The 24477-nt window shown below is 67.2% G+C and carries 21 protein-coding genes and 1 tRNA gene; 15 read left to right on the top strand and 7 right to left on the bottom strand.

The genetic code is table 11. The features are described from left to right. Positions 1-101: 101 nt before the first annotated feature. The 7 genes from H149_RS0113040 (at position 102) to rhaT (ending at position 7191) form a co-directional block, all read left to right on the top strand. Positions 102-1070 (top strand): LysR family transcriptional regulator, encoded by a 969-nt coding sequence (locus tag H149_RS0113040; protein WP_020650206.1) that lies wholly within the window; start codon positions 102-104, stop codon positions 1068-1070. A gap of 204 nt (positions 1071-1274) precedes the next feature. After that, entirely contained in the window at positions 1275-2123 is an 849-nt protein-coding gene (locus H149_RS0113035; protein ID WP_020650205.1) for a fumarylacetoacetate hydrolase family protein, read from the top strand. Beyond that, on the top strand, positions 2120-2872 hold the full coding sequence (locus H149_RS0113030; RefSeq protein ID WP_020650204.1) for an SDR family NAD(P)-dependent oxidoreductase: 753 nt from the start codon (positions 2120-2122) through the stop codon (positions 2870-2872). Before H149_RS0113035 ends, H149_RS0113030 begins: the two co-directional genes overlap by 4 nt. A gap of 45 nt (positions 2873-2917) precedes the next feature. Then, positions 2918-4102 carry an L-rhamnonate dehydratase gene (gene rhmD, locus H149_RS0113025; protein ID WP_020650203.1) on the top strand — a complete coding sequence of 395 codons (1185 nt, stop codon included), beginning with the start codon at positions 2918-2920 and terminating at the stop codon, positions 4100-4102. A gap of 61 nt (positions 4103-4163) precedes the next feature. After that, positions 4164-4955, top strand: coding sequence for an L-rhamnose 1-dehydrogenase Lra1 (gene lra1 / locus H149_RS0113020; RefSeq protein ID WP_020650202.1), 792 nt, complete (start codon positions 4164-4166; stop codon positions 4953-4955). Between the two features lie 186 nt (positions 4956-5141). After that, entirely contained in the window at positions 5142-6017 is an 876-nt protein-coding gene (locus tag H149_RS0113015) for an amidohydrolase family protein (protein ID WP_020650201.1), read from the top strand. Positions 6018-6123: 106 nt separating this feature from the next. After that, positions 6124-7191, top strand: a complete 1068-nt coding sequence (gene rhaT / locus H149_RS0113010) for an L-rhamnose/proton symporter RhaT (protein ID WP_020650200.1) — start codon at positions 6124-6126, stop codon at positions 7189-7191. Positions 7192-7229: 38 nt separating this feature from the next. On the opposite strand, the gene eda is transcribed toward rhaT, so the two are convergent. Both eda and edd read right to left on the bottom strand, forming a co-directional pair. After that, positions 7230-7868 (bottom strand): bifunctional 4-hydroxy-2-oxoglutarate aldolase/2-dehydro-3-deoxy-phosphogluconate aldolase, encoded by a 639-nt coding sequence (eda, locus tag H149_RS0113005; protein WP_020650199.1) that lies wholly within the window; start codon positions 7866-7868, stop codon positions 7230-7232. 26 nt (positions 7869-7894) lie between these two features. Next, positions 7895-9754, bottom strand: coding sequence for a phosphogluconate dehydratase (gene edd, locus H149_RS0113000; protein ID WP_020650198.1), 1860 nt, complete (start codon positions 9752-9754; stop codon positions 7895-7897). 273 nt (positions 9755-10027) lie between these two features. Between edd and zwf the strand changes: the two genes are divergently transcribed. The 4 genes from zwf (at position 10028) to H149_RS0112980 (ending at position 15379) form a co-directional block, all read left to right on the top strand. After that, positions 10028-11488 (top strand): glucose-6-phosphate dehydrogenase, encoded by a 1461-nt coding sequence (gene zwf / locus H149_RS0112995; protein ID WP_020650197.1) that lies wholly within the window; start codon positions 10028-10030, stop codon positions 11486-11488. Positions 11489-11492: 4 nt separating this feature from the next. Continuing rightward, complete coding sequence (gene pgl / locus H149_RS0112990; RefSeq protein WP_020650196.1) at positions 11493-12218, top strand: 6-phosphogluconolactonase; 726 nt, start codon at positions 11493-11495, stop codon at positions 12216-12218. Continuing rightward, on the top strand, positions 12215-13117 hold the full coding sequence (locus H149_RS0112985) for an SIS domain-containing protein (RefSeq protein WP_020650195.1): 903 nt from the start codon (positions 12215-12217) through the stop codon (positions 13115-13117). Before pgl ends, H149_RS0112985 begins: the two co-directional genes overlap by 4 nt. Before the next feature lie 123 nt (positions 13118-13240). Beyond that, positions 13241-15379, top strand: a complete 2139-nt coding sequence (locus H149_RS0112980; protein ID WP_020650194.1) for a TonB-dependent receptor family protein — start codon at positions 13241-13243, stop codon at positions 15377-15379. Between the two features lie 60 nt (positions 15380-15439). Here H149_RS0112980 and H149_RS0112975 read toward each other — a convergent pair whose 3' ends face one another. Then, positions 15440-17788 (bottom strand): Tex family protein, encoded by a 2349-nt coding sequence (locus tag H149_RS0112975; protein ID WP_020650193.1) that lies wholly within the window; start codon positions 17786-17788, stop codon positions 15440-15442. A 320-nt stretch (positions 17789-18108) separates the two neighbouring features. On the opposite strand from H149_RS0112975, the gene H149_RS0112970 reads away from it, so the two are divergent. The 3 genes from H149_RS0112970 (at position 18109) to H149_RS0112960 (ending at position 20712) form a co-directional block, all read left to right on the top strand. Next, entirely contained in the window at positions 18109-18699 is a 591-nt protein-coding gene (locus tag H149_RS0112970; protein WP_020650192.1) for an LON peptidase substrate-binding domain-containing protein, read from the top strand. Between the two features lie 259 nt (positions 18700-18958). Next, complete coding sequence (locus tag H149_RS0112965) at positions 18959-20074, top strand: site-specific integrase (protein WP_026353142.1); 1116 nt, start codon at positions 18959-18961, stop codon at positions 20072-20074. Between the two features lie 404 nt (positions 20075-20478). Next, positions 20479-20712 carry a hypothetical protein gene (locus tag H149_RS0112960; RefSeq protein WP_020650190.1) on the top strand — a complete coding sequence of 78 codons (234 nt, stop codon included), beginning with the start codon at positions 20479-20481 and terminating at the stop codon, positions 20710-20712. Between the two features lie 277 nt (positions 20713-20989). On the opposite strand, the gene H149_RS0112955 is transcribed toward H149_RS0112960, so the two are convergent. Then, the gene (locus H149_RS0112955; RefSeq protein ID WP_154654797.1) at positions 20990-21682 is read right to left on the bottom strand and encodes a hypothetical protein; all 693 of its coding nucleotides are present in this window, start codon (positions 21680-21682) and stop codon (positions 20990-20992) included. A gap of 86 nt (positions 21683-21768) precedes the next feature. On the opposite strand from H149_RS0112955, the gene H149_RS0112950 reads away from it, so the two are divergent. Then, positions 21769-22017 (top strand): helix-turn-helix domain-containing protein, encoded by a 249-nt coding sequence (locus H149_RS0112950; RefSeq protein WP_020650188.1) that lies wholly within the window; start codon positions 21769-21771, stop codon positions 22015-22017. A 262-nt stretch (positions 22018-22279) separates the two neighbouring features. On the opposite strand, the gene H149_RS23260 is transcribed toward H149_RS0112950, so the two are convergent. The 3 genes from H149_RS23260 to H149_RS0112930 all read right to left on the bottom strand — a co-directional run bounded on the left by H149_RS23260 (position 22280) and on the right by H149_RS0112930 (position 24301). Beyond that, positions 22280-22840 (bottom strand): helix-turn-helix domain-containing protein, encoded by a 561-nt coding sequence (locus tag H149_RS23260; protein ID WP_154654796.1) that lies wholly within the window; start codon positions 22838-22840, stop codon positions 22280-22282. A gap of 899 nt (positions 22841-23739) precedes the next feature. Continuing rightward, positions 23740-23815 (bottom strand) — tRNA-Ala (locus H149_RS0112935). 72 nt (positions 23816-23887) lie between these two features. Continuing rightward, positions 23888-24301 carry a secondary thiamine-phosphate synthase enzyme YjbQ gene (locus H149_RS0112930; protein WP_020650185.1) on the bottom strand — a complete coding sequence of 138 codons (414 nt, stop codon included), beginning with the start codon at positions 24299-24301 and terminating at the stop codon, positions 23888-23890. Positions 24302-24477 lie beyond the last annotated feature (176 nt).

Raw genomic sequence — 24477 nt, 5'->3', positions numbered from 1 at the left:
CCGCGGCGCGCTGCGGGCGGCGCGATGCGGGACCTGACTATAATCGCGCGATCGATATCAGACCTGTTCGAGATTCTCACCAAGCGATACATAAAACGTATATGAGCACTTCCCGCTCCGTGCTGGCGCTGGTCAACCGCCTACGCTTCAAGCATCTATCGCTGCTCGTGGCGCTCGACGAAACGGGCAACCTTCATCAGGCCGCCGCCGAGATCAACGTCGCGCAGCCGAGCGCGAGCCGCATGCTGGCCAACATCGAGGAGGCTTTCGGCTTCCTGCTGTTCGAGCGCCGCGCGCGCGGCCTTCATCCGACGCCGCTCGGTCAGGTGACGCTGGCCTATGCGCGCCGTACTCTCACCGATCTGCAGCGCTTCGCCGAAGGACTGGAGGTGAAGCGCCGGGGCGGCCACGGCCAGCTGACGGTCGGCGCGATCATGGGCGCGGCGCCGGATCTGCTGGCGATGGCCGTCGCCGACCTGAAGGCCGAGCGGCCGCTGCTGAACGTGCGCATTCTCGGCGAAACCAGCGACCAGATCGTCGAACTGCTGCAACGCGGGCAGATCGACTTCGCGTTGGGCCGCTTCACGCATCCGCTGCAGCACAACGAATTCGACTTCGAACCGCTCGCCAACGAATCGATGCGGCTGATCGTCCGCGCAGGCCATCCGCTCGGCAGCCGGCGCAGCCTGCGCCTCGCCGAGCTGATCGAGCTGCCGTGGGTCCTGCAGCCGCTGACGAGCCCGGCGCGCCGCCTGTTCGAAGAGGAACTGGCGCACGCGCGCCTGGCCTCGCCGGGCAACGTCGTCGAATGCGGCTCGATTTTCGCGACACTGCAACTGGTGCAGAACAGCGACGCGATCGCGATGCTGCCGGAGCCGGTGGTGCGCGACCATCTGCGCGCCAAGCTGCTGGTGATGCTGCCGATCGAGATCGGCCGCAACCTCGAAGGCTTCGGGATTCTGACGCGCAAGCACGAGACGCTCGCCGAACCGGCGGAGCGCTTCGTGGCGCTGCTGCGCCAGTACTCGCAGACGCCGCGCGTCGCCGGCGGCGCGGCCACGGCAGCCTGACGCGAGTCCCCTGCGGCGGCGCGCCGCCGTCGGCATTCCTGCGATCGACCGAAACGGCGAGACCGAGCCTCGTCGCAGCGCCCATGCGCGCGCATGCATCGCGTTTTGCTATCGATCGGAGCTTTTTTTCAATTGGATCGTCATCGATCGCTCGGCGATCATGCGTCGTCACATCCGAATCACAAGCGGCACCGGAGGAATCGCATGAAGCTCGCACGCTACGGCCGGCCCGGACAGGAACGGCCCGCCCTGGTCGACGCGCAGGGACAGTTGCGGGACCTGTCGGCGCACGTGCCCGACATCGCCGGCGCGGCCCTGTCGCCCGACACGCTGGCGCGCCTGCGTGCGCTCGATCCGGCCAGCCTGCCGGCCGTGACCGGCACGCCGCGCTACGGCGCCTGCGTCAGCGGCGTCGGCAAGATCGTCTGCATTGGCCTCAACTACAGCGACCACGCCGCCGAATCGAACATGGCGATACCGGCCGAACCGGTGTTGTTCATGAAACCGTCGAGCGCAATCGTCGGCCCGCACGACGACGTCGAGATTCCGCCGGGCGCCGAGAAGACCGACTGGGAAGTCGAGCTCGGCGTCGTCATCGGCAAGACCGCCAAGTACGTGCCGCCCGGGCTGGCCCTCGAGCACGTCGCCGGCTACTGCGTCGTCAACGACGTGTCCGAGCGCGCCTACCAGCTCGAGCGCGGCGGCCAGTGGGACAAGGGCAAGGGCTGCGATACGTTCGCGCCGCTCGGCCCCTGGCTCGTGACCCGCGACGAGGTCGCCGACGTGCAGAACCTCGACATGTTCCTCGAGGTCGACGGGCATCGTTACCAGAGCGGCAACACGCGGACGATGATCTTCGACGTCGCCTATCTGGTCGCGTACGTCAGCCAGTTCATGAGCCTGCAGCCGGGCGACATCATCTCGACCGGCACCCCGCCCGGCGTCGGCTTCGGCCAGCGCCCGCCGGTCTACCTTCGCGCCGGGCAGACGATGCGCCTCGGCATTGAAGGCCTCGGTGTCCAGCAGCAGCGCACCGTGCAGGCACGGCCGTGAACCGCATCGATCTCGAAGGCCGCGTCGCCGTCATCACTGGCGGCGCGCGCGGCATCGGCTACGCCACCGCCGAGCGCATGCTCGCGTCCGGCGCTGCGGTCTCGCTGTGGGACATCGACGCCGAGCGCCTGCAGCAGGCGCAGGCAGCGCTCGCGCGGCCGCAGCGCGTCGCGATCCGGACCGTCGAGCTGACCGACGAACACGCCGTGGATGCCGCGGCGCTGGCGACGCGCGAACGCTTCGGCAAGATCGATATCCTCGTCAACAACGCCGGCATCACCGGCGGCAACGGCCCGACCTGGGAACTCGATCCGGCCGTCTGGCGCCGCGTACTCGACGTCAACCTGATGGGCCCGGTGCTGACCGTGCGCGCGATCGTGCCGTCGATGCTGGAGAACGGCTACGGACGGATCGTCAACATCGCCTCGGTCGCTGGCAAGGAAGGCAATCCGAACGCATCCCATTACAGCGCGTCGAAGGCCGGCCTGATCGGCCTGACCAAGTCGCTCGGCAAGGAGCTGGCGACGAAGAACATTCTCGTCAACTGCATCACGCCGGCGACCGCCAACACCGAGATCCTCACGCAGATGAAGCCCGAGCACATCGAGTACATGCGCTCGCGCATCCCGATGGGCCGCCTCGGCGAGCCGCAGGAGACCGCGGCGATGATCTGCTGGCTGTCGAGCGAGGACTGCTCGTTCACGACGGCGAGCACCTTCGACATCTCCGGCGGACGGACGACGTACTGACGCCCCGCCATCGGAATCACTCTCGCAAGTTCAGGAAGCTCCTCGATGCGTTTGCCGACCATCAAGCAGGTGCGCGCCTACGTTGTCCGCGGCGGCGGCGCCGACTACCACGACCAGGGCGATGGCCACTGGATCGATGACCATATCGCCACGCCGATGGCGCGCTATCCGGAGTATCGCCAGAGCCGGCAGAGCTTTGGCATCAACGTGCTCGGCACGCTGGTAGTGGAGATCGAAGCCAGCGACGGCACGGTCGGCTTCGCCGTGACGACCGGCGGCGAGCCGGCCGCCTACATCGTCGAGAAGCATCTCGCGCGCTTCGTCGAGGGCGCGCGCGTCGCCGAGATCGAGAAGATCTGGGATCAGATGTACTTCTCGACGCAGTACTACGGACGCAAGGGGCTGGTCGTCAATGCGATCTCCGGCGTCGATCTTGCGCTGTGGGACCTGCTCGGCAAGCTGCGCGGCGAACCGGTGCACCAGCTGCTCGGCGGCGCGGTGCGCCCGGAACTGCAGTTCTACGCGACCGGTGCCCGTCCCGACCTCGCCAGGAAGCTGGGCTTCATCGGCGGCAAGATGCCCTTGCATCATGGTCCGGCCGAGGGCGAGGAAGGCCTGAACAAGAACATCGCCGAGCTCGCCGAGATGCGCGCCCGTGTCGGCAAGGACTTCTGGCTGATGTACGACTGCTGGATGAGCCTGGATCTCAACTACGCGGTCAGACTCGCACAGCGCGCCCACGTACACGGCCTGAAGTGGATCGAGGAGGCGCTGTCGCCCGACGACTACTGGGGCTACGCCGAGCTCAAGCGCCAGGCGCCGCGCGGCATGCTGGTGACGACCGGCGAACACGAAGCGACGCGCTGGGGCTTTCGCATGCTGCTCGAGATGGGCTGCTGCGACATCATCCAGCCGGACGTCGGCTGGTGCGGCGGCCTGACCGAGCTGATCAAGATCTCGGCACTCGCCGACGCGCGCGGGGCGCTGGTGATTCCACATGGCTCGTCGGTCTACAGCTATCATTTCGTCATCACGCGCCACAACTCGCCGTTCGCCGAGTTCCTGATGATGGCGCCGAAAGCCGATGAAGTCGTGCCGATGTTCCATCCGCTGCTGCTCGACGAGCCGGTCCCGCTGAACGGACGTCTGAGTCTCGCCGCGCTCGACAAGCCGGGTTTCGGCGTGCGCCTGAATCCGGCCTGCACCTTGCACCGGCCGTACCCGCGCTGAGCGCGCGCAAGGCGCAGACCTGACCCCGCGGCACGCAGATCAGACGGGGACCACGGAGGAGATGCTGGTGAAACTGCTCGAGAACAAATCGGTCGTCGTGACCGGCGGATCACGCGGCATCGGCCGCGCGATCGCCGTCGAAGCGGCGCGCCATGGCGCCGACGTCGCCCTCAACTACTACCGCGACAATGACGCCGGCTACGGCCGGAAATCGGCGGTCGACAGCGTCGTCGACGAAATCGAGGCCCTCGGCGGTCGCGTCGTCGTGCTCGAAGGCGACGTCGCCGATCCGGCCACCGGCGCACAGCTGGTCGCGGCGGCGGTACAGGCCTTCGGCAAGATCGATGTGCTCGCCGCCAATGCCGGCATCTGTCCGTTCCACGCCTTCCTCGACATTCCGCTCGAAACGTTCCGGCGCACGATGGAGATCAATCTGCACGGCGCTTTCTACGTCACGCAGGCGGTCGCGCGGCAGATGAAGGAACAGGGCCACGGCGGGGCGATCGTCGCGACCAGCTCGATCAGTGCGCTGGTCGGCGGCGGCCTGCAGGCGCATTACACGCCGACCAAGGCCGGCCTCCATTCGCTGATGCAGTCCTGCGCAATCGCGCTCGGCCCATACGGCATCCGCTGCAACTCGGTGCTGCCCGGAACGATCGCGACCGACCTCAACGCCGATGATCTTTCGTCGCCGGAGAAGCTCGCGTACATGAAGGGACGCATTCCGCTCGGCCGACTCGGCCAGCCGCTCGACATCGCCAACGTCGTCGTCTTCCTCGCCTCCGAGATGGCGGCCTACGTCAACGGCGCCGCGCTGCTGGTCGACGGCGGCCTGTTCGTCAATCTGCAGTGAACACCGCGATGGATCGCATCCGTGCCGTGTGTGTGACACCCGAACGAGCCGACACTGGCGCGCGGCTCCGGCGCCGCGACGATGGAAGGCGGTGCGCGCCGCCGCTCACGCATCCCGATCTTCGGCCGGCGCAGCGGTCATCGCGGCCGATGGCCCGTCTGCACTGAGCCGCCGCCCGGAGCCGTCGTGAAAGTCGTCGATCCGCACGTCCATCTCTGGGATCTCGAGGTCGTGCCGCTGCCGTGGCTGATGCCGGCCGGCGAGGCCTACTCCGGTGACAACCGCAAGCTGCCGCGTCGCTATACCGACCGCGAACTGCTGGCCGGCGCCGGCGACATCGAAGTCCTCAAGATCGTCAACGTCGAAGCCAATCCTAGCGACGCACTGGCGGAGACGCGCTGGCTGCAGTCGCTGGCCGCGCGCGACGGCTATCCGCAGGGCATCGTCGCAATGCTCGATCTGTCGCGGGACGACGCCGCCACGCAGCTCGCCGCACTTGCCGAAACGCCGAACCTGCGCGGCATCCGCCAGATTCTCAACGTGCACGCCGACCCGCGCTACGACTACGTCGGCCGCCACTACCTGAACGAGCCGCAGTGGCGCGCCAACCTGCGCCTGCTGGCGCGATACGGATTGTCGTTCGACCTGCAGATCTATCCGTCACAGGCCACGCTCGCCGCCGACGTCGCCGCCGGCCACCCCGACACGCTGTTCATCCTCGACCACGCCGGCATGTGCGTCGACCGCGACCGCGCCGGCCAGCGCGAATGGCGCGAAGGACTGCGCCGGCTCGCCGCATGCGAGAACGTGGTCGCCAAGATCAGCGGCCTGGCGATGTTCGACCATCACTGGACCTCCGCCAGCCTCCGGCCGTACGTGCTCGAAACGATCGAAGCCTTCGGCGCGTCGCGCTGTCTGTTCGCTTCGAACTTTCCGATCGACGGCCTGCATTCGAGCTACGGCGCGCTGTGGCACGCCTATGCCGAGATCGTCGCCGGCGCTTCGGCCAGCGAACACGCGGCGCTGTTCGTCGGCAACGCCGAACGCTGTTACCGGATCTAGGGAGCGGTCCGGCGCCGGCGCTCCGGCGGCGACCGCCCCTCACGCATCACCCGAGGCGCGCGACCACGTATCGCACGCCCGCATCGTCAGCTGAGAGGAGCGACTCGTGGAAGTTCTGCTGGGCGTGTTCTATCACTTCGTCGGCGGTTTCGCGTCCGGCAGCTTCTACCTGCCGTACAAGAAGGTGCGCGGCTGGGCCTGGGAGAGCTACTGGATCGTCGGCGGTCTCTGCTCGTGGCTGATCGTGCCCTGGCTCGCGGCCTGGCTGACGATCGACGGCTTCGCTGCGATCATCGCCGCGACGTCCGCCGCGACGCTGTTCTGGACCTATCTGCTTGGCGTGCTCTGGGGCATCGGCGGCCTGACCTTCGGTCTGACGATGCGCTACCTCGGCCTGTCGCTCGGCATGTCGGTCGTGCTCGGCCTGTGCTCGGCGTTCGGGGCGCTGATCCCGCCGATCTTCCGCGATCTCGCCGGCGTCGACGGCGAGACCTTCACGCACATGCTGCATACGGCCGGCGGCCGCTGGGTGCTCGCCGGCGTGGGCGTCTGCCTGGCCGGCATCGCGATCTGCGGCAAGGCCGGCATGATGAAGGAAAGCTCGCAGCCCGAAGCCGACAGGAAGGCCAGCATCGGCGAGTTCAATCTCGCGCTCGGCCTCGCCGTCGCGATCGTCTCCGGCGTGCTGTCGGCGTGCTTCAACTTCGGCATCGAAGCCGGCCAGGCGATGGCCCGCGCCGCGGTCGCCGGCGGCGCCAATCCGCTGTTCCAGAACAACGTCGTCTTCGTCGTCCTGCTCTGGGGCGGGCTGACGAGCAATCTCATCTGGTGCGTACTGCTCAATCTGCGCAATCGCAGCTGGCGCGACTACGCGCGGCGCGATGCGCCGCTCGCCGCCAATTACACGTTCTCGGCGCTGGCCGGGACGATCTGGTTCCTGCAGTTCTTCTTCTACGGCATGGGCGCCAGCAAGCTGAGCAACGGCGCCAGCTCATGGATCCTGCACATGGCGTTCATCATCGTCATTGCCAACATCTGGGGCCTGCTGCTGCGCGAGTGGAAGGGCAGCAGTCGTGCCACGCTGGCGACCGTGCTGCTCGGCATCGCCGTCATCCTGCTGTCGGTGCTGGTCGTCGGCTACGGCAACGCGCTGCAGACCGCGCTGGAACGCTGAGCAGCTGCGCCTCCGCGCATCGGCGACGCCGCACCCGCTCAGGTACTGCGGAGCATCGCGGCCTCGCGTGCCAGCGCCGTGATCGCCGCCCAGTCGCCGGCCTCGACCCGCGCCTTCGGCGCCAGCCACGAGCCGCCGATGCAGTCGACGTTCGGCAGCGCCAGGAAGTCGCGCGCGTTGGCGGCGCTGATGCCGCCGGTCGGGCAGAAGCGCAGCTGCGGGAACGGCCCGGCGAAAGCCTTCAGCATCTCGACGCCGCCGGCCGGCACGGCCGGGAAGAACTTCACCGCGGAGAAACCCTCGCCGAGCGCGGCGACGATATCCGACGGCGTCATCACGCCCGGCAGGAACGGCAGGCCACCAGCGCGGACCGCGCGCAGCAGCGACGGCGTCGCGCCGGGGCTGACGCCGAAGCGCGCCCCGGCCGCCTGCGCGGCGGCGAGGTCCTGCTCGTTGAGGATCGTGCCGGCGCCGACGATGGCTTCCGGGACCGCCGCGGCGATCGCGCGAATCGCCGCCAGCGCAACCGGCGTGCGCAGCGTCACCTCCAGCACGCACACGCCGCCGTCGACCAGCGCGCGCGCCAGCGGCACCGCCGATTCCAGCCGGTCGATCACGATCACCGGCATCACCGGCCCGGCACCCATCACTTCGGCGATCGTCGCCTGCTTGTTCATCTGTTTTTCCCTGAGGAAGCGGCGCGCTAGAACGGCGCGCCCATGGCGGTGCTGAAGGAGATCGCGCCCTGTTCGGCGCCGGCGGCCTGCGCGCGCGCGTTGGCGAACAGCTCTCGGCCGAGGCCCCAGCCGTTGGTTTCGAGCGACGGGTGCTCGATGGCGCGCGCCGCCAGCTCGGCGGCGCCGACCTTCACCTCGAGCACGCCGGCCTCGGCGTCGAGGCGAATCAGATCGCCGCTGCGCACCCGCGCCAGCGGCCCGCCGGCGAGGCATTCGGGCGTCACGTGAATCGCCGCCGGCACCTTGCCGGACGCGCCGGACATGCGGCCGTCGGTGACGAGCGCAACGTGAAAGCCCTCGTCCTGCAGGCTGCCGAGCGCCGGCGTCAGCTTGTGCAGTTCCGGCATGCCGTTGGCGCGCGGGCCCTGGTAGCGGATCACGGCGACGAAATCGCGATGCAGTTCGCCGCGCTTGAACGCCTCCAGCATCTGGTCCTGGCCGTCGAAGACGATCGCCGGCGCCTCGACGACGCGATGCCCGGGCTTGACCGCCGAAACCTTGATGACGGCGCGACCGAGATTGCCCTGCAGCAGCTTGAGGCCGCCGTCGGCGCTGAACGGCTCGGCGACACCGCGCAGCACCTCGCGATCCAGGCTCGTGCGCGGCGCCGGCCGCCAGACGAGGCGATCGCCGTCGAGGAACGGCTCCTGCGTGTAGCGCGACAGGCCCGGACCGGCGACCGTCTGCACCTCCTCGTGCACGAGGCCGGCCTCGATCAGCTCGCGAACCAGGAAGCCCATGCCGCCGGCGGCGTGGAAGTGGTTCACGTCGGCGTCGCCGTTCGGATAGATGCGCGCCAGCAGCGGCACGACGCCGGACAGCGCATCGAAGTCGCCCCAGTCGATCAGGATGCCGGCGGCGCGCGCGATCGCGACGAGATGGATGGTGTGGTTGGTCGAGCCGCCGGTCGCGAGCAGCCCTACGATGCCGTTGACGATCGCGCGCTCGTCGATGATCTCGGCGATCGGCGTGTACGCGGCCTCGCGCCGGCCGTCGCGCAGGCTGCCCTGCGGCGTGATCGCGGCGGCGCGCTGCGCGGCGGCGCGCGTCAACGCGTCGCGCAGCGGCGTGTTCGGATTGACGAAGGCGGCGCCCGGCAGATGCAGGCCCATCAGCTCCATCAGCATCTGGTTGCTGTTGGCGGTGCCGTAGAACGTGCAGGTGCCGGGGCCGTGATACGACTTCATCTCCGATTCGAGCAGGGCCTCGCGGCCGACCTTGCCCTGCGCGTAAAGCTGCCGCGTCTTGGCCTTCTCGGCATTGGCGATGCCGCTGGTCATCGGTCCGGCCGGCACGAACACCACCGGCAGGTGGCCGAACTGCAGTGCGCCGATCAACAGCCCGGGCACGATCTTGTCGCAGACGCCGAGGCACAGCGCCGCGTCGAAGACCTTGTGCGAAAGCGCGACCGCGGTCGCCATCGCGATCACGTCGCGCGAGAACAGCGACAGCTCCATGCCGGGCTGGCCCTGCGTCACGCCGTCGCACATCGCCGGCACGCCGCCGGCGAACTGCGCGACCGCGCCGACCTCGCGCACCGCCGCCTTGATCAGCGCCGGGAACCGCTCGTACGGCTGGTGCGCCGACAGCATGTCGTTGTAGGCGGAAACGATCGCCAGATTCGGCCAGGCACTCGCGCGCAGCGCGTCCTTGTCGCCTTCGCCGGCGGCGGCGAACGAATGCGCGAGATTGGTGCAGGAAATGCGGCCGCGCGCAGTACCGTCCCGGCGCGCCGCCTCGACGTGCTGCAGATAGGCCGAGCGGCCCGGCCGGCTGCGGGAACGGATGCGCTCGGTGACTTCGGCAACCAGCGGATGCAGGCTCATGGTGTTTCCTCGTCGCAGCGGTGCGGACCGCATTCTTCATGCCCGATTTGTATGAATACTACAAGACTTGTCGGGCACGGGCCATGCGCCGGATACCGCAGAAGGACTTTTCCCTTGTGAATTTGCGATGAAAGGTCCGTGACCCCGGCGTGAACGCCGGCGGCGGAACTTCTCGCCGACCGGCCGTTTCTGTAGTATTAATACAAAATCACGATCACCCCGGCCGCCCGGCGCGGCCTCGAGACGGAGCCGCCTCCCGCAGGCGCGACAGCGATGGCAGTACTCGGCGCGTTCGATTTCATCCTCTTCGGCGGCAGTGGCGACCTGGCGATGCGCAAGCTGCTGCCGGCGCTCTACTACCGGCATCGCGACAGTGAAAGCACCGAAGGCTGGCGCGTGCTCGGCATCGGCCGTCAGGCGATGACGCGCGAGGCCTACGTCGCGCTCGCGCTCGAACACTGCCGCCGGCATGTCGCCGCCAAGGACTTCAGCGACGAAGCCTGGGCCGCGTTCGCGACCTGCCTCGACTACGTGCGCCTCGATGCGCAGCAGCCGGGCGACTACGCGGCGCTCGCCGAGCGGCTCAAGGGCTGCGAGCAGCGCACCCGCGTGTTCTATCTGGCGACCGCGCCGAGCCTGTTCGCCGGCATTTCGGCGAATCTCGGCGCCGCCGGACTGGTGACACCGCTGAGCCGCGTCGTGCTCGAGAAGCCGCTCGGCCGCGACCTCGCCTCGGCGCGCGCGATCAACGACGACGTCGGCCGCGTGTTCGCCGAACAGCAGATCTTCCGCATCGACCATTACCTCGGCAAGGAAACGGTCCAGAACCTGATCGCGCTGCGCTTCGGCAACGTGCTGTTCGAACCCCTGTGGAACCGCAGCTGGGTCCGCGACGTGCAGATCACGATCGCCGAGACGGTCGGCGTCGAAGGCCGCGGCGAGTTCTACGACTCGACCGGCGCGCTGCGCGACATGGTGCAGAACCACCTGCTGCAGCTGCTCTGCATCGTCGCGATGGAACCGCCGGCGAGCATCGATGCCGACATGGTCCGCGACGAAAAGCTCAAGGTACTGCGTGCGCTGCGTCCGTTCGGCGTCGACGAAGTGGCGAGCCGCACCGTGCGCGGCCAGTATCGCGCCGGCGCGATCGGCAACAAGCCGGTGCCCGGCTATCTGGAGGAAGACGGCATCCCGGCGTCGAGCCGCACCGAAACCTTCGTCGCGATCAAGGCCGAGCTCAACAACTGGCGCTGGGCCGGCGTGCCGTTCTATCTGCGCACCGGCAAGCGCATGCAGCAGCGCCTCGCCGAGATCGTCATCACTTTCCGCGGCGTGCCGCACCCGATCCTGCGTGCCACCTGCGGCGAGCCGGTCAACCGCCTGGTCATCAGCCTGCAGCCGAACGAGGGCCTGCGCCTCGACCTGATGGCGAAGATTCCCGGCCAGAGCATGGACATCCAGCCGATCTTCCTCGACGTCGCGCTCGCCGAGACCTATCGCACGCGGCAATGGGACGCGTACGAACGTCTGATCGTCGACGTCATCGAGGGCCGGCTGACTCTGTTCATGCGCCGCGACGAGCAGGACGCGGCCTGGCAGTGGGTCGAGCCGATCATGAACGCCTGGGAACGCAGCGGCCAGCCGCCGCGCTCGTATCCGGCCGGCACCTGGGGACCGACCGCCGCGAGCGCCCTGATCGCGCGCGACGGCCTGGCCTGGCACGAGGAGAGCTGAGGCCGTGCCGGAACCGCAAGCGCTCGCCCTGCCCGCCACGGTCGTCCAGCATCTGCTGCCCGACGCCGACGCCGCGGCACGGGCGCTCGCCGGCTTCGTCGCCGACGCGCTGCGCGACGCGCTCGCCGCCCGCCAGCCGGCGCAGCTGCTGGTCTCCGGCGGCCGCAGTCCGCTGCCGTTCTTCGCCGCGCTGTCGCGGCAGCCGCTCGACTGGGCGCGCGTGCGCGTCGGCCTCGTCGACGAGCGCTGCGTCGCCGCCGACAGCGAAGACAGCAATGCCCGCACGGTGCGTGCGCATCTGCTGCAGAACCTCGCGGCGTGCGCCGACTTCCAGCCGCTGTATGCGGCGCCGCTCGATGCGCAGGCCGCGGCCGACGCAGCCGACGCGCGCGTCGCGCAGTGGCCGCGACCGTTCGATGTCGTCGTGCTCGGCATGGGCGACGACGGCCATACCGCCTCGCTGTTCCCGCAGGCGCGCGGCACCGCAGCCGGCCTCGATCCGCAGACGCAGCGCAGCGTGGTCGCGACCTACCCGACGACCGCCGCGCACGCGCGCCTGACGCTGACGCGACGCGCGCTGCTCGGCACGCGCTGCCTGATCCTCGCGATCCAGGGCGAGCGCAAGCGCGCCGTGCTCGAAGCCGCGGCGCAGGGCGCCGAGGCGGCGGCGCCGATCGCCGCGTTCGTGCACCAGCCGGTGCCGCCGCTGCAGCTGTTCTACAACCCATGAAGACACCGCCCCGCTTCAGCGCCGCCGTCGGCGAGCACCTGCAGAGCTCGCTGCTCGCCCGCATCGCGGCGACCCGCGAAACGCTGCGCAAGTCCGAACGCGCGGTCGCCGCATTCGTGCTCGCGCAGCCCGGCGAGGTGCTGCATCTGTCGATCGCCGAGCTCGCGCATCGCGCCGGTGTCAGCCAGCCGACGGTCGCGCGCTTCGCCGCCGCGCTCGGCTTCTCCGGCTACCGCGAGTTCAAGCTGCGTCTCGCGCAGAGCCTCGCCTCGGGCGTGCCTTTCGTGCATCAGGACGTCGGCCCGGACGACAGCCTGGAGCTGGTCGCACCGAAGGTCTTCGATCGCACGATCGGCGCCCTGCTCGACGTCCGCAATCATCTCGACGGCGGCGAGCTGGCCCGTGCCGTCAAGCTGCTCGCCAAGGCACGGCGTCTCGATTTCTACGGCATCGGCAACTCCGGCATCGTCGCGCTCGACGGCCAGCACAAGTTCTTCCGCTACGGCACGCCCTGCGTCGCGTACATCGACACGCACACGATGCTGATGGCGGCGACCGTGCTCGGCCGCGGCGACGTGGTCGTGGCGATCTCGGCGACCGGCCGCACCACCGACATGCTGGCTGCCGTCGAGATCGCGCGCGAATCGGGCGCCGGCGTCATCGCCATCACCGCCAGCGGCTCGCCGCTCGCGCAACTGGCGACCGTCACGCTCGCCGCCGACGTCGCCGAGGACCCCGACGTCTACACGCCGATGATCTCGCGCATCGCCCATCTGGCGATCCTCGACGTGCTCGCGGTCGGCACCGCGCTCGCACTCGGCCCGGCGCTGCTCAAGCGTCTCGAGCGCGGCAAGCAGACGCTGCGCGACAAGCGCGTGCACCGCCCGGAAGGCGAATAACCCGCCGCGCGCCGGGGCGCACGGCTTGCGGCAGCGGCGCCGCGCGCCGAGAATCGACCGCTCCGAACACAAGAACCAGCGGACCGCCGGCCCGGCGCGTGCGCAGCGGAGGATTTTCTCGTGATGCGTATTGCTTCCGGCCTGACGGCTGGCGCGCTGGCGCTGGCCTGCAGCCTCGACGCGACCGCCGCCCCCGAGGCCGGCGACATCGAAACCGTCGTCGTCACCGCGACGCGCGCGCCGCTGGCCGCCTTCGACGTGCCGGCCTCGATCGACGTCATCGACGGCAGCCGTTTCCGCGACGACACGCTCGCGGTCAATCTGTCGGAAGGACTCGCCGACATTCCCGGCCTGCTCGCGCGCGATCGCCAGAACTACGCGCAGGACACGCAGCTGTCGATCCGCGGTTTCGGAACGCGCTCGGCGTTCGGCATCCGCGGCGTGCGGCTCTATGTCGACGGCATTCCGGCGACGCAGCCGGACGGCCAGGGCCAGATCTCGCACTTCAACCTCGCCAGCGCCGGCCGCGTCGAGGTGCTGCGCGGCCCGTTCTCGGCGCTGTACGGCAACTCGTCCGGCGGCGTCATCCAGCTGTTCACCGCCGACGGCGGCACGCCGACCGTCTACGGCGGCTTCGCCGGCGGCAGCTTCGACAGCTATCGCGAAAGCCTCGGCGCCAGCGGCACGTTCGGCGCCGCCGACTACAACCTCGCGTTTTCGAACTTCGAGACCGAGGGCTTTCGCGACCACAGCGCCGCCGAGCGCCGCTCGTTCAACGGCAAGCTGAATCTGCACGCCAGCGAACGCGACCGCGTCACCCTCGTGCTCAATGCCTTCGCTTCGCCCGAAGCGCTCGATCCGCTCGGCCTGACGCGCGCCCAGTTCGAGCAGAACCCGGCGCAGGCGGCGCCGCAGGCGCTGCAGTACGACACGCGCAAGCACGTCGACCAGACGCAGGGCGGCGCGATCTGGGAACACCGTTTCAGCGACGCACAGAGCCTGGAGCTGATGGCCTACGCCGGCGGCCGCGGCGTCGAGCAGTTCCTGGCGATCCCGGTCGTCACGCAGACCAACAACGCCGGGCACGCCGGCGGCGTGGTCGATCTGTCGACCGACTACGGCGGCGCCGAGGCCCGCTGGCGCTGGCGCGGCGGCAGCCCCGAACGGCCGTGGACGCTGGTCGCCGGCCTCGCTTGGGACGATCTGCGCCAGCATCGCCAGGGTTACGAGAACTTCGTCGGCAGCGAACTCGGCGTGAAAGGTCGCCTGCGCCGCAACGAGATCAACACGGTCTGGAACTTCGATCAATACCTGCAGGCGAACTGGCGCTTCGCCGAACGCTGGGACGTCAGCGCCGGCCTGCGCAACAGCCGCGTCGCCTTCAAGTCCGAGGACCGCTACATCGCCAGCGGCAATCCGGACGACAGCGGCAGCAAGGACTATGCGGCGGTCACGCCGGTCGCCGGACTGCTGTTCCGTGCCAGCGAGCGCGTGCATCTGTACGGCTCGTACGGCCGCGGCTTCGAGACGCCGACCTTCGCCGAGCTCGCCTACCGTCCGATCGAGCCGGCGACGACGCCCGCCGAGGCCGGACTCAACTTCGCGCTCAAGCCCGCGCGCAGCGACAACGCCGAACTCGGCGCCAAGTTCAAGCTCGGCGCACAGACGCAGGCGCAGCTCGCCGTGTTCGACACCGAGACGCAGGACGAGCTGGTCGTGCTCAGCAACAGCGGCGGCCGCACCGCCTACGGCAACGCCGGCCGCACGCGACGCCAGGGCGCCGAGGCGCAGCTGTCGAGCCGCTTCGCCGGGCGCTGGCGCTTGGACCTCGCCTACACGCTGCTGAACGCGCGCGTGCGCGAGGACTACCAGGCCTGCTCCGGCACGCCGTGCACCGCGCTCAACACGACCATCCCGGCCGGCGCGCGCATTCCCGGCATTCCGGAATCGAATCTCTACGCGCGCCTCGGCTGGGGCGGCGAGCGCGGCTGGCACGCCGGCCTCGACGCGCGCTACCTGAGCCGCGTCGCCGTCGACGACCGCAACAGCGAATCCGCGCCCTCGTACGCAATCGTCGGACTCGACGGCGGCTACGTCTTCGATCTGCCGGCGCTGCGCCTGCGGACCTTCGTCCAGCTCGACAACCTGTTCGACCGCGACTACGTCGGCTCGGTGATCGTCAACGACGGCAACGGCCGCTACTACGAGCCAGGGCCGGGCTTCACCGTGCTCGCGGGCTTCGGCATCGCCTGGAAGCCCTGAGCGGCGCGGCCCCACGCGGGAGCGCCCGCCGCGCCGGCGACGCGCGGCGGGCGTCAGGCATCACTTGCGCTTCATCGCCTCCAGCAGCGCGGCGCCAAGCGAGCCCTGCTGCGGCTTGGCGGCCGCCTGCGGCGGCCGGCTGTTGCCGCCGCGCGCGTTGCGCCCGTCGTTCGGACCACGCTCGCGGCCGCGCGGCGCGTCGCCGCGCGGACCGGGCTGACGCGCGGCGCTGCCGTCGTCCTTCTTCATCGACAGCGCGATGCGCTTGCGCTTGGCGTCGACGTCGACGACGCGCACCTTGACGACATCGCCGGCCTTGACCACCTCGTGCGGGTCCTTGACGAAGCGATCGGCGAGCTGCGAGACGTGCACGAGGCCGTCCTGGTGCACGCCGATGTCGACGAAGGCGCCGAACGCGGCGACGTTGGTCACCGTACCTTCGAGCACCATGCCCGGCTTGAGGTCGGCGATCTCGTGCACGTCGTCGAGGAAGCTCGCGGTCTTGAACCCGGGCCGCGGATCGCGGCCGGGCTTCTCCAGCTCGCCGATGATGTCGCGCACCGTCGGCAGGCCGAACTTGTCGTCAGCGAACACACGCGGGTCCAGCGCCTTGAGCGCCTTGCTGTCGCCCATCAGCGTGCGCACGTCGCGGCCGCAGGCGGCGACGATGCGCGCCGCGACTTCGTAAGCCTCCGGATGCACGGCCGAGGCATCGAGCGGCTCGTCGCCGTCGCGGATGCGCAGAAAGCCGGCGCACTGTTCGAAGGTCTTCGGGCCGAGCCGCGTGACCTCGAGCAGGGCCTTGCGCGTACGGAACGGCCCGACCTGGTTGCGATGCTGGACGACCGCCTCGGCGAGCGAGGCGCCGAGACCGGAGACGCGCGCGAGCAGCGACGCCGACGCGGTGTTGAGGTCGACGCCGACCGCGTTGACCGCATCCTCGACGACGGCATCGAGCGCCTTGGCGAGGCGATGCTGATCGACGTCGTGCTGGTACTGGCCGACGCCGATCGACTTGGGCTCGATCTTCACCAGCTCGGCGAGCGGATCCTGCAGGCGGCGCGCGATCGACACCGCGCCGCGCAGCGAGACATCGAGATCGGGGAACTCGGCCGCCGCAGTCGCCGACGCGGAGTAGACCGAGGCGCCGGCTTCGCTGACGACGATCTTGATCGGCTTCGGCGCCGGCAGCGCCGCGAGCAATTCGGACACCAGCTTGTCGGTCTCGCGCGAGGCGGTACCGTTGCCGATCGCGATCAGCTCGACCTGGTGTCGGGCGATCAGCTTCGCCAGCTCGGCCTGTGCGCCGCGCACGTCGTTGCGCGGCTGGAACGGATAGACCGTGGTCGTCTCGACGAGCTTGCCAGTACCGTCGACGACGGCGACCTTGACGCCGGTGCGAATGCCGGGATCGAGGCCCATCGTCGACCGCGAACCGGCCGGCGCTGCCAGCAGCAGGTCCTTGAGGTTGCGCGCGAACACGCGGATCGCCTCCTCCTCGGCGCGCTCGCGCATGTCCATCATCAGATCGAGCGACAGCGAGAACTGCAGCTTCACGCGCCAGGTCCAGCGCGCGACCTCCAGCAGCCAGGCGTCCGCGGCAACGCCCTGCAGCGGAATGCCGAAGGCCTCGGCGACCATCTTCTCCGCCGGCTTGACCGACGACGCGTCCTCGGCGTCGATCTCGATCTCCAGCATCAGCACTTCCTCGTTGCGGCCGCGCAGCATCGCCAGCGCACGATGGCTCGGCACGCTGGCCCAGCGCTCGCGATGATCGAAGTAGTCGGAAAACTTGGCGCCAGCCTCCTGCTTGCCGTCGACGACGCGCGCGCGCAGCTGCGCATGGTCCTTCAGGTACTGACGCAGCCGGCCGAGCAGTTCGGCGTTCTCGGCGAAGCGCTCCATCAGGATGTCGCGGGCGCCATCGAGCGCGCTCTTGACGTCCGGCACCTGCTCGCCGAGGTAGGCGGCGGCGGCCTGCTCGGGGACCAGCGCACGATCGTCGAACAGCGCGTCGGCCAGCGGCCCGAGCCCTTTCTCGCGCGCGATCTCGGCGCGCGTGCGGCGCTTGGGCTTGAACGGCAGATAGAGATCTTCGAGCTCGGCTTTGGTTTCGATCGCGGCGATCTTGCCCTCCAGCTCCTCGCTCAACTTGCCCTGCGCGCGAATCGATTCCAGCACTGTCTGCCGCCGCGCCTCCAGCTCGCGCAGATAGGCCAGCCGCTCCTCGAGCAGGCGCAGCTGCGTGTCGTCGAGGCCGCCGGTCGCTTCCTTGCGGTAGCGAGCGATGAACGGCACGGTCGCGCCCTCATCGAGCAGTTCGACGGCGGCGGCGACCTGGCGCGGCTGGGCGGCGATCTCGCCGGCGATCTTCAGGGCAATGCGGTCTTGGATGGACATGAAGGGCATTCGTGGCGGCGCGGGGGCCGGACGCACGGGGCGGCCGGCGGCGGCACCGGGGCAGGAAAAGGTTTCGATGGGCCGCGTCGCGGCGGCAGGCGTCGGTCACTGATGGTGGACGGGGCTTCATCGCCCGCGTCCGCCGGGATTCCTCGATCGGCGGTCGTTCGTTCTTTTGTGGACGCGGGGCCGCGTCGCCGCCGGATTCTACCCACCGGGCGCCGGGCGGCTCAAACACCCGAATGCACGCATCGGTCCGCCAGCGGACACGCCGGCTTGCAGTGCCGCACCGTGGTGCGATGATGGCGGCCCGGAGAACGACGCGTGCCATGACGACGACGCTGCAGATCCCGATCTTCCCGCTGGGCACCGTGCTCTATCCGGATGGCCGCCTGCCGCTGCGCATCTTCGAACCGCGCTACGTCGACATGACCAAGGCCTGCCTGCGCGACGATGCGCCGTTCGGCGTCGCGCTGATCCGCGCCGGCTTCGAGGTCGGCCGTCCGGCGATCCCCTGCGAAATCGGCTGCACGGCGCGCATCGCCGAATGGCAGGTGCCCTCGCCCGGCCTGTTCACGATCGTCGCGCAGGGCGTCTCGCCGTTCCGCATCGTCGACCGGCGCACGCAGCAGGACGGCCTGATCGTCGCCGACGTCGAACTGCGCGAGCCGCCCGCGCCGACGCCGCTGCCGAAAGCGCTGGCACACCTCGGCTCGCTGCTGCTGAAGCTGATCGACGATCTCGGCGCCGAACGCTTTCCGCAACCGCAGCGCCTCGACGATGCCGACTGGGTTGCCTACCGCCTCGCCGAGGTGCTGCCGATCGTGCCGGAACGTCAGCAGGCACTGCTGGAACTGCCGGATCCGCTGCAGCGGCTCGCCGCCGTCGAGCGGGCCCTGCAGGAATTGCGCGAAACCTAGGCGGCGGCGCCTGTCGTCGGCGCGGCAGTGTGGATCGGCCGGGCTTCGCCGCGACGGGCTCGCCGCGAGCCGCGCGGGCAACAAAAAAGCCGCTGACGAGCAGCGGCTTCTTCATTCGAGTGGTGGAGCGGAAGGGGATCGAACCCTCGACCTTCGCATTGCGAACGCGAATTAGTATTCATAAATATCAATCACTTATTGAATTTCAACCCTTATTTGGTACAATTTTGGTGCAGTGACTGCAGAGTGGGCTACTCCAATGGCAAACATCACCAAACGTGGTCCGTATCAGTGGCGAGTATTGATCCGGCATCGCGGTTTCCCTTCGCAGAGCAAGACTTTCAACACGAAAGTCGAGGCCGAGGCGTGGGCCAAGATGATCGAGTCGGAGATGTCGCGCGGCGTGTGGCTCAGCCGCAGTGAAGCTGAGTCCACCACGCTGCACGATGCCCTGCTTCGTTACGAGCGCGAGATCACAGCGTCGAAAAAGGGTTCCGTTCAAGAGAAGTCCGTTATCAAGCTCTGCATGTCCACAGAGCTTGCCAAGCGGTTCCTTGCCAGCATCCGCAGCGCCGATGTCGCCGCACTCCGTGACGAATGGCTTAAGGACTGCAAGCCAGCCACGGTGTTGCGCCGCCTTGCGGTGCTGTCCCATGTGTTCAATATTGCACGCAAGGAATGGGGCATGGAGAGCCTACTAAACCCGGTCGAGCTGGTTCGCAAGCCGCAGCCGAATAACGCGCGCACGCGGCGCCTCGCGGTCTGTTCGTCACTTCCCCGACGCAGGGATGATGTGAAATCGAGCCGCCGCGCGAAGGACGGCGAGCTTGAGCGTGTCAGCGCCGCCAGCGAATCATCACTGCTGCCTTCGATCATCCAGTTTGCAGTGGAAACGGCCATGCGTCGCGGCGAAATCGTTGACCTGCGATGGGAGCACGTGAACCTCAAGGCTCGCGTTGCTCACTTGCCCACGACCAAGAACGGCGCTGCCCGCAACGTGCCCCTTTCGCCGCGAGCCATTGCAATCCTGAAACCGTTAAAGGCGGCTCACGATAAGGAAGCCGAGGCTGCGGAGGAAGGGGACACCGGCCGTGTTTTCGGAATTTCGGGTGATGCCGTTACCCGTGCTTTCGAACGCGCCGTCGTTCGTGCGCGTCGGCTCTACGCTCAAGAATGCAAGGAGGCGGAGAGCAGGCCCGACGACCACTTTCTAGCCGACCTCCGATTCCATGATCTTCGGCATGAAGCCACTTCTCGCCTGGCCTCAATCTTTCCGCTGCACGAACTGGCGAAGATCACCGGGCATAAAGACCCTCGCATGCTCATGCGCTACTACCATCCTCGCGCCGAGGATTTGGCGAAGCGGTTGGCATAAACGACGAGGCTTTCCGCTCGAAAATGAGCTTTGCATTTCGGCTGATTTGCAAAATCATAATCCAATGATTTTATTCGTTCTTCTTTTGCCGTGGAACGTTTGTGCCACAAATGCGAGGCGGCTTGTGTAACGCTTTTGATGCTGCTCTGTACTGATTTTCCGAAGGAAAGTTCGCGCCTGTACCGCCCAACACCTGGGCATCAGGTGTGAAGAATGAGGGAACCCGCAAAGCGGAGCGTTGGTTTTGCGTCTATGGATGATTGGCGAAGCTTCATTGCTTTTCGCGCTCTGTATATCTTCCACACGATCCGGCAATGCTCGAATGATTCATCCTTGCATGGAGGCGTTGGTCGCATCTAGTAAAATGCGCATATGGTTTCGCATGCGAAACTTGGAGTACGTCCATGCCCGAGCCAATCGCGCCGAACGAGAAAACCGCCGCAGCGCTACGGGGCCTCATCAGTCCCGATAGTCTCACGGCCGCCGAAAAACTCGACTTCCTAGACCAGATGGCTGTGCCCGGCGAAGAATTGGAACGCCACGTAGAGCGGCTTGTCGCCAGTGGCCACGCAATCGGCTACGACGATAACGATGAGTTGGTCAAAAGCGTTCCCGGCGGCATGACGAAACCAATTTGAATGAGTCGCAGGTTGCCCATGCAGCGCATGTCCCCTCCCCTCGGAAAACTTGCTTTTATCGCCGATGCGGCTCGCCGGTGCCGCCAGCGCCACATGGACGAAGCCAATCGCTCATGTGATGCAGATAACCTGCCGCCGCCATCCGTGCATGACTTGGCCCTGCAAACACGCATCGTTGCCGGCGAGCTGACCGTTATGCAGGCAATCGAGCTTCTGCATGTACGCTACATGCAAGCTGACCATCCGGACGGGACGGCGGGTTGTATGCCTCTGCGTGCTACTCGACCTGCGGATAGCCAGCATACGGAATAGGCTGTCCGTTCACACCTTGATTGAGCCGGATACGTACCGAGACGACGTTGCCGCCTTCATGCGAGTCATGCGCCTGCCCGATGAACCCGGCCCCACCGGGCACGACGCATCCGAAATCCGCCGGATTGCCTAGCTCACGTTGCACGGCCTGATAGTCAAGCGCCGTCGTGTAGAGCTTGCGGCACTGTTGCGGATTGAACTGCGACCAGTTGGTTTCGATTGAGCCACGCCCCGGTGGCCCACACTCGAAGGCTGCAGTGCCAGCGGAACCACCGTACGCGTTGGCTTCGGTGACTCGCGTGTATTTCTTAATCAGCTCTTGCTGACGCCGCGAGATCGCCACGTCGAAGGTATCCCACTGCCCGCCCTTGGCCGAGCAATATCCCTGCATGTCGGCGATAAACGCGGCGTAGTCATCTCTCCAGCCCATCTCGTTGGAGGCGATGCGGAAAACGGCCTTTTCCCTGTTCCTGGCTGTTGACTGTCCCCATTGCGCCATGCCCATGCTGGCGCGGAAACTAGTGTACCGCTGCCTCGCAAAATCGATGACGGTGGGACTGGCCGACACGTCGGCCCGTGAAGCAGGCCGAAGGTGTTCCACGCCGCACGCCGCCAGCGCGCCGGCTATGGCTACACAAGCTGCAATCAGAACACGCATAAACCCTCCCTGTATGGCGTTGGCAGCTTATGGTCTCCGACTATAGTCGGTAGATCAATAGTCATCACGATCGCAATGTCCGCGGCATGGCCGCGACCGGGAAGAAGCGCAATCAGATCGCTACTGCGTTCGGTGCGGTGCTCCGGCTTGCGCGCACGAAGGTCGGCTTGTCGCAGGAAGCACTGGCGCTGGCCTGCGACATGGATCGCACCTACATATCCATGCTCGAGCGCGGTGAGCGGCAGCCAACGCTCGGAACCGTTTTTGCACTGTCGGAGCAGTTGGGCGTCACGGCCGAGTCTTTGGTCGCCCAAACCGGCAAAGCGCTCCACTGAGCGAGGGCGGCAGGCCGCTCACAGTCATCGAGTACGCCGTACAGCACCTAGCCCCGCAGGTCGCCGTAGAAGTTACCCACAGCCCCTCATTGTCTACGGCTTTTTATCTTCAATATCTATGAGGGGGACAGTGCGGCACCACATGCCGCTTCAAGCTGCGAATAGCGGCATGTGGTGCCGCATCCACAGATTAATTGTGGCACGTGATGCCGCTATCGGACCGCTGGCTTGCCAGTTATCCTCAAGAGCTTGCAGGGACATTTCAGGACAGATCTTCGGCCTGTTGAATGAGCACGTTCAATGTTCCGATGTTGATCGTGGTTTGGGTGGTTCCAGCGGCAAGTTGCTCGATCGCTGCGCGAACAATTTGTTGAAGGCGATCTTTCAGTTTGTCGCGGGAGAACGGCCACTCCGCAAAGCCCGCTTGCTGCCCCTTCATGTCCACAATCGGCAACTTCTCGATCACTTGATACGTTTTGGTCTTGCTATGCGAGGCATGAGGATGAAGAAAGCCCGCATCCACAAGGCGGCGAATAGTGGTGCGGGCCATGCGTGGACTCATCCCGGTAACATCTGCGATCTGGCGAGCTGAGATGGTCGCTTTGCCGGTTTTGAAATCTGCCTCTGCCTTGATAACCGCGAAAGCGGCAATTCCATATGGGCCTACGCCTTTCATCATCCCCGCGAGCAATGGCGAACGCATAACGGGGAACCAGCCGGCATCTACTTTGAAAAGCTCGCCATGGGATGGCCGCGCTAGCCTGTAGCCGGGGCGCACATGCACGGACTTCAACAAATCACCAATCGGTCTGGGATCGCGCATGTCACGACTCCCGCGCCGGGCTGCTGGCGCCCGAAGCAATGGGCAGTTGCTGATTGCGCTGGCGCGCGACCTGCTCGGCTTTTGTCGGCCGACCGCGCCGCCGACGTTGCTGGCGTTGATCAAAGGCGGCGGCAGTGTGCATTCCGGCTACGTGCTCGGCTAGCCAGCGCTCAACGTCTTCGGCCCGCCATAGCAGCCGCTTGGTGTTCGGTAGTCGGCAAATGGGCGGGAGGGAAAGGGGATTGCGTACTACGTCGCTGCGGATTGTGGTAACAGACTTGTGCAGCAAGAGCGAAAGCTGCTCTACGGTCAGAAGGGATTTCATCGGCAAACATCTCCGAACTTGACCAGCCAAAACCGGTCGAGGTCGGATGAGTCCGCGGGCCGCGTCTTACCCGAATGAGCGCAAGGCTCAAATCAGCTCGGGCACTACGCAGCGGGGCTGTGCCCCACGGTCGGCGCTCTCCATGTGCGGCTACCGTTTTATTCCGGCCTCATCCTGACCGGTGGTATCCGCAACGCCCGAAGGCGATTCATGGCGATTGCTCTACGGCATCGGCCCATACGTGTGGGCGCCGGATCGGCATCCTTTCTGGCCGGCGTCCCTTCCGCTTACGGGGTTGGCCGGCTGCTGAACAACCTCGCGGCTTTCGTCTGTAGGCGAGGGCAACCTCGCTACGGTTGCTCGCCTTTGGCTTTTCTCGAAGCCGTCTTCTGTGGTTTCAGCGCGTCGCAGCAGATGGTAGCCGCGATGCGCTGCGCTGTCATGCACTGTGCGCAGGAATCTGCATCCGGGTTTTGGTGCAAATTTGGTGCACTTGCAATGCGAAATAAAGCTATATAACGCAAAACAGCGCCTTACATTGCAATATGTAAAACGCTGTTTTTGCTGGATAAAATGGTGGAGCGGAAGGGGATCGAACCCTCGACCTTCGCATTGCGAACGCGACGCTCTCCCAGCTGAGCTACCGCCCCACACGAGGACGCGTATTCTACTGATCGCGGCCCAAAACACCAGTGCCCGGACGAAATTTCCGCAGCCGCGCTTCAGGCACCGTGGATCGTCACCACGATCCGCCGCTGGAGCGGATGCCGGCGGTGCTCCCAGAGGTAGAGGCCCTGCCAGGTTCCGAGCAGCAGGCGGCCGGCGCCGATCGGCACGCTCAGCTCGACGCCGACGACCAGGCTGCGGATATGCGCCGGCACGTCGTCGGGCCCCTCGTCGTCGTGGCGGTAGCGGCGCCCGCCGTCCGGCGCCAGCGTCTGCGCCCAGGACTCGAGATCGGCACGGACGTCGGGCGCGGCGTTCTCGGTCAGGCACAGCGAGGCCGAGGTGTGCTGCAGGAACAGATGGCACAGGCCGATGCGCGCGCCGCTGGCGGCGACGACGCGCTGCACCGCCTCGCTCACCTCGGTAAAACCGCGCCCGCGGCCTTCGATCTCGATTACTTGCTGGTGCATGATCCGGTTCGCCGCCCCTCGCATCGGTTTGCGCAGCGTCCGCCGCCGGGGCCGCGCCGATCGGCTCAAGGCTTTGATTTTCAAAGGCGCCCTGCTACCCCTTTTCGGCGCAAAAAAAGCCTGATAAAAACGCGCGCCAAGTGATTCATTATTCCTCAGGCTCAGTGCCGAGACAG

Origin of the sequence: Solimonas variicoloris DSM 15731 (assembly GCF_000382285.1) — a bacterium.
GTDB classification, from domain to species: Bacteria; Pseudomonadota; Gammaproteobacteria; order Nevskiales; family Nevskiaceae; genus Solimonas; species Solimonas variicoloris.
This window is presented reverse-complemented; position numbering and strand designations above follow the sequence as displayed.

What these genes read in the sequence shown, in the direction of transcription:
- H149_RS0113040 (WP_020650206.1), top strand. Translation starts at nt 102, where the DNA reads ATGAGCACTTCCCGCTCCGTGCTGGCGCTGGTCAACCGCCTACGCTTC.
- H149_RS0113035 (WP_020650205.1), top strand. Translation starts at nt 1,275, where the DNA reads ATGAAGCTCGCACGCTACGGCCGGCCCGGACAGGAACGGCCCGCCCTG.
- rhmD (WP_020650203.1), top strand. Translation starts at nt 2,918, where the DNA reads ATGCGTTTGCCGACCATCAAGCAGGTGCGCGCCTACGTTGTCCGCGGC.
- lra1 (WP_020650202.1), top strand. Translation starts at nt 4,164, where the DNA reads ATGCTGGTGAAACTGCTCGAGAACAAATCGGTCGTCGTGACCGGCGGA.
- eda (WP_020650199.1), bottom strand. Translation starts at nt 7,868, where the DNA reads ATGAACAAGCAGGCGACGATCGCCGAAGTGATGGGTGCCGGGCCGGTG.
- edd (WP_020650198.1), bottom strand. Translation starts at nt 9,754, where the DNA reads ATGAGCCTGCATCCGCTGGTTGCCGAAGTCACCGAGCGCATCCGTTCC.
- zwf (WP_020650197.1), top strand. Translation starts at nt 10,028, where the DNA reads ATGGCAGTACTCGGCGCGTTCGATTTCATCCTCTTCGGCGGCAGTGGC.
- H149_RS0112985 (WP_020650195.1), top strand. Translation starts at nt 12,215, where the DNA reads ATGAAGACACCGCCCCGCTTCAGCGCCGCCGTCGGCGAGCACCTGCAG.
- H149_RS0112980 (WP_020650194.1), top strand. Translation starts at nt 13,241, where the DNA reads ATGCGTATTGCTTCCGGCCTGACGGCTGGCGCGCTGGCGCTGGCCTGC.
- H149_RS0112975 (WP_020650193.1), bottom strand. Translation starts at nt 17,788, where the DNA reads ATGCCCTTCATGTCCATCCAAGACCGCATTGCCCTGAAGATCGCCGGC.
- H149_RS0112970 (WP_020650192.1), top strand. Translation starts at nt 18,109, where the DNA reads ATGACGACGACGCTGCAGATCCCGATCTTCCCGCTGGGCACCGTGCTC.
- H149_RS0112965 (WP_026353142.1), top strand. Translation starts at nt 18,959, where the DNA reads ATGGCAAACATCACCAAACGTGGTCCGTATCAGTGGCGAGTATTGATC.
- H149_RS0112960 (WP_020650190.1), top strand. Translation starts at nt 20,479, where the DNA reads ATGCCCGAGCCAATCGCGCCGAACGAGAAAACCGCCGCAGCGCTACGG.
- H149_RS0112955 (WP_154654797.1), bottom strand. Translation starts at nt 21,682, where the DNA reads ATGCGTGTTCTGATTGCAGCTTGTGTAGCCATAGCCGGCGCGCTGGCG.
- H149_RS0112950 (WP_020650188.1), top strand. Translation starts at nt 21,769, where the DNA reads ATGGCCGCGACCGGGAAGAAGCGCAATCAGATCGCTACTGCGTTCGGT.
- H149_RS23260 (WP_154654796.1), bottom strand. Translation starts at nt 22,840, where the DNA reads ATGCGCGATCCCAGACCGATTGGTGATTTGTTGAAGTCCGTGCATGTG.
- H149_RS0112930 (WP_020650185.1), bottom strand. Translation starts at nt 24,301, where the DNA reads ATGCACCAGCAAGTAATCGAGATCGAAGGCCGCGGGCGCGGTTTTACC.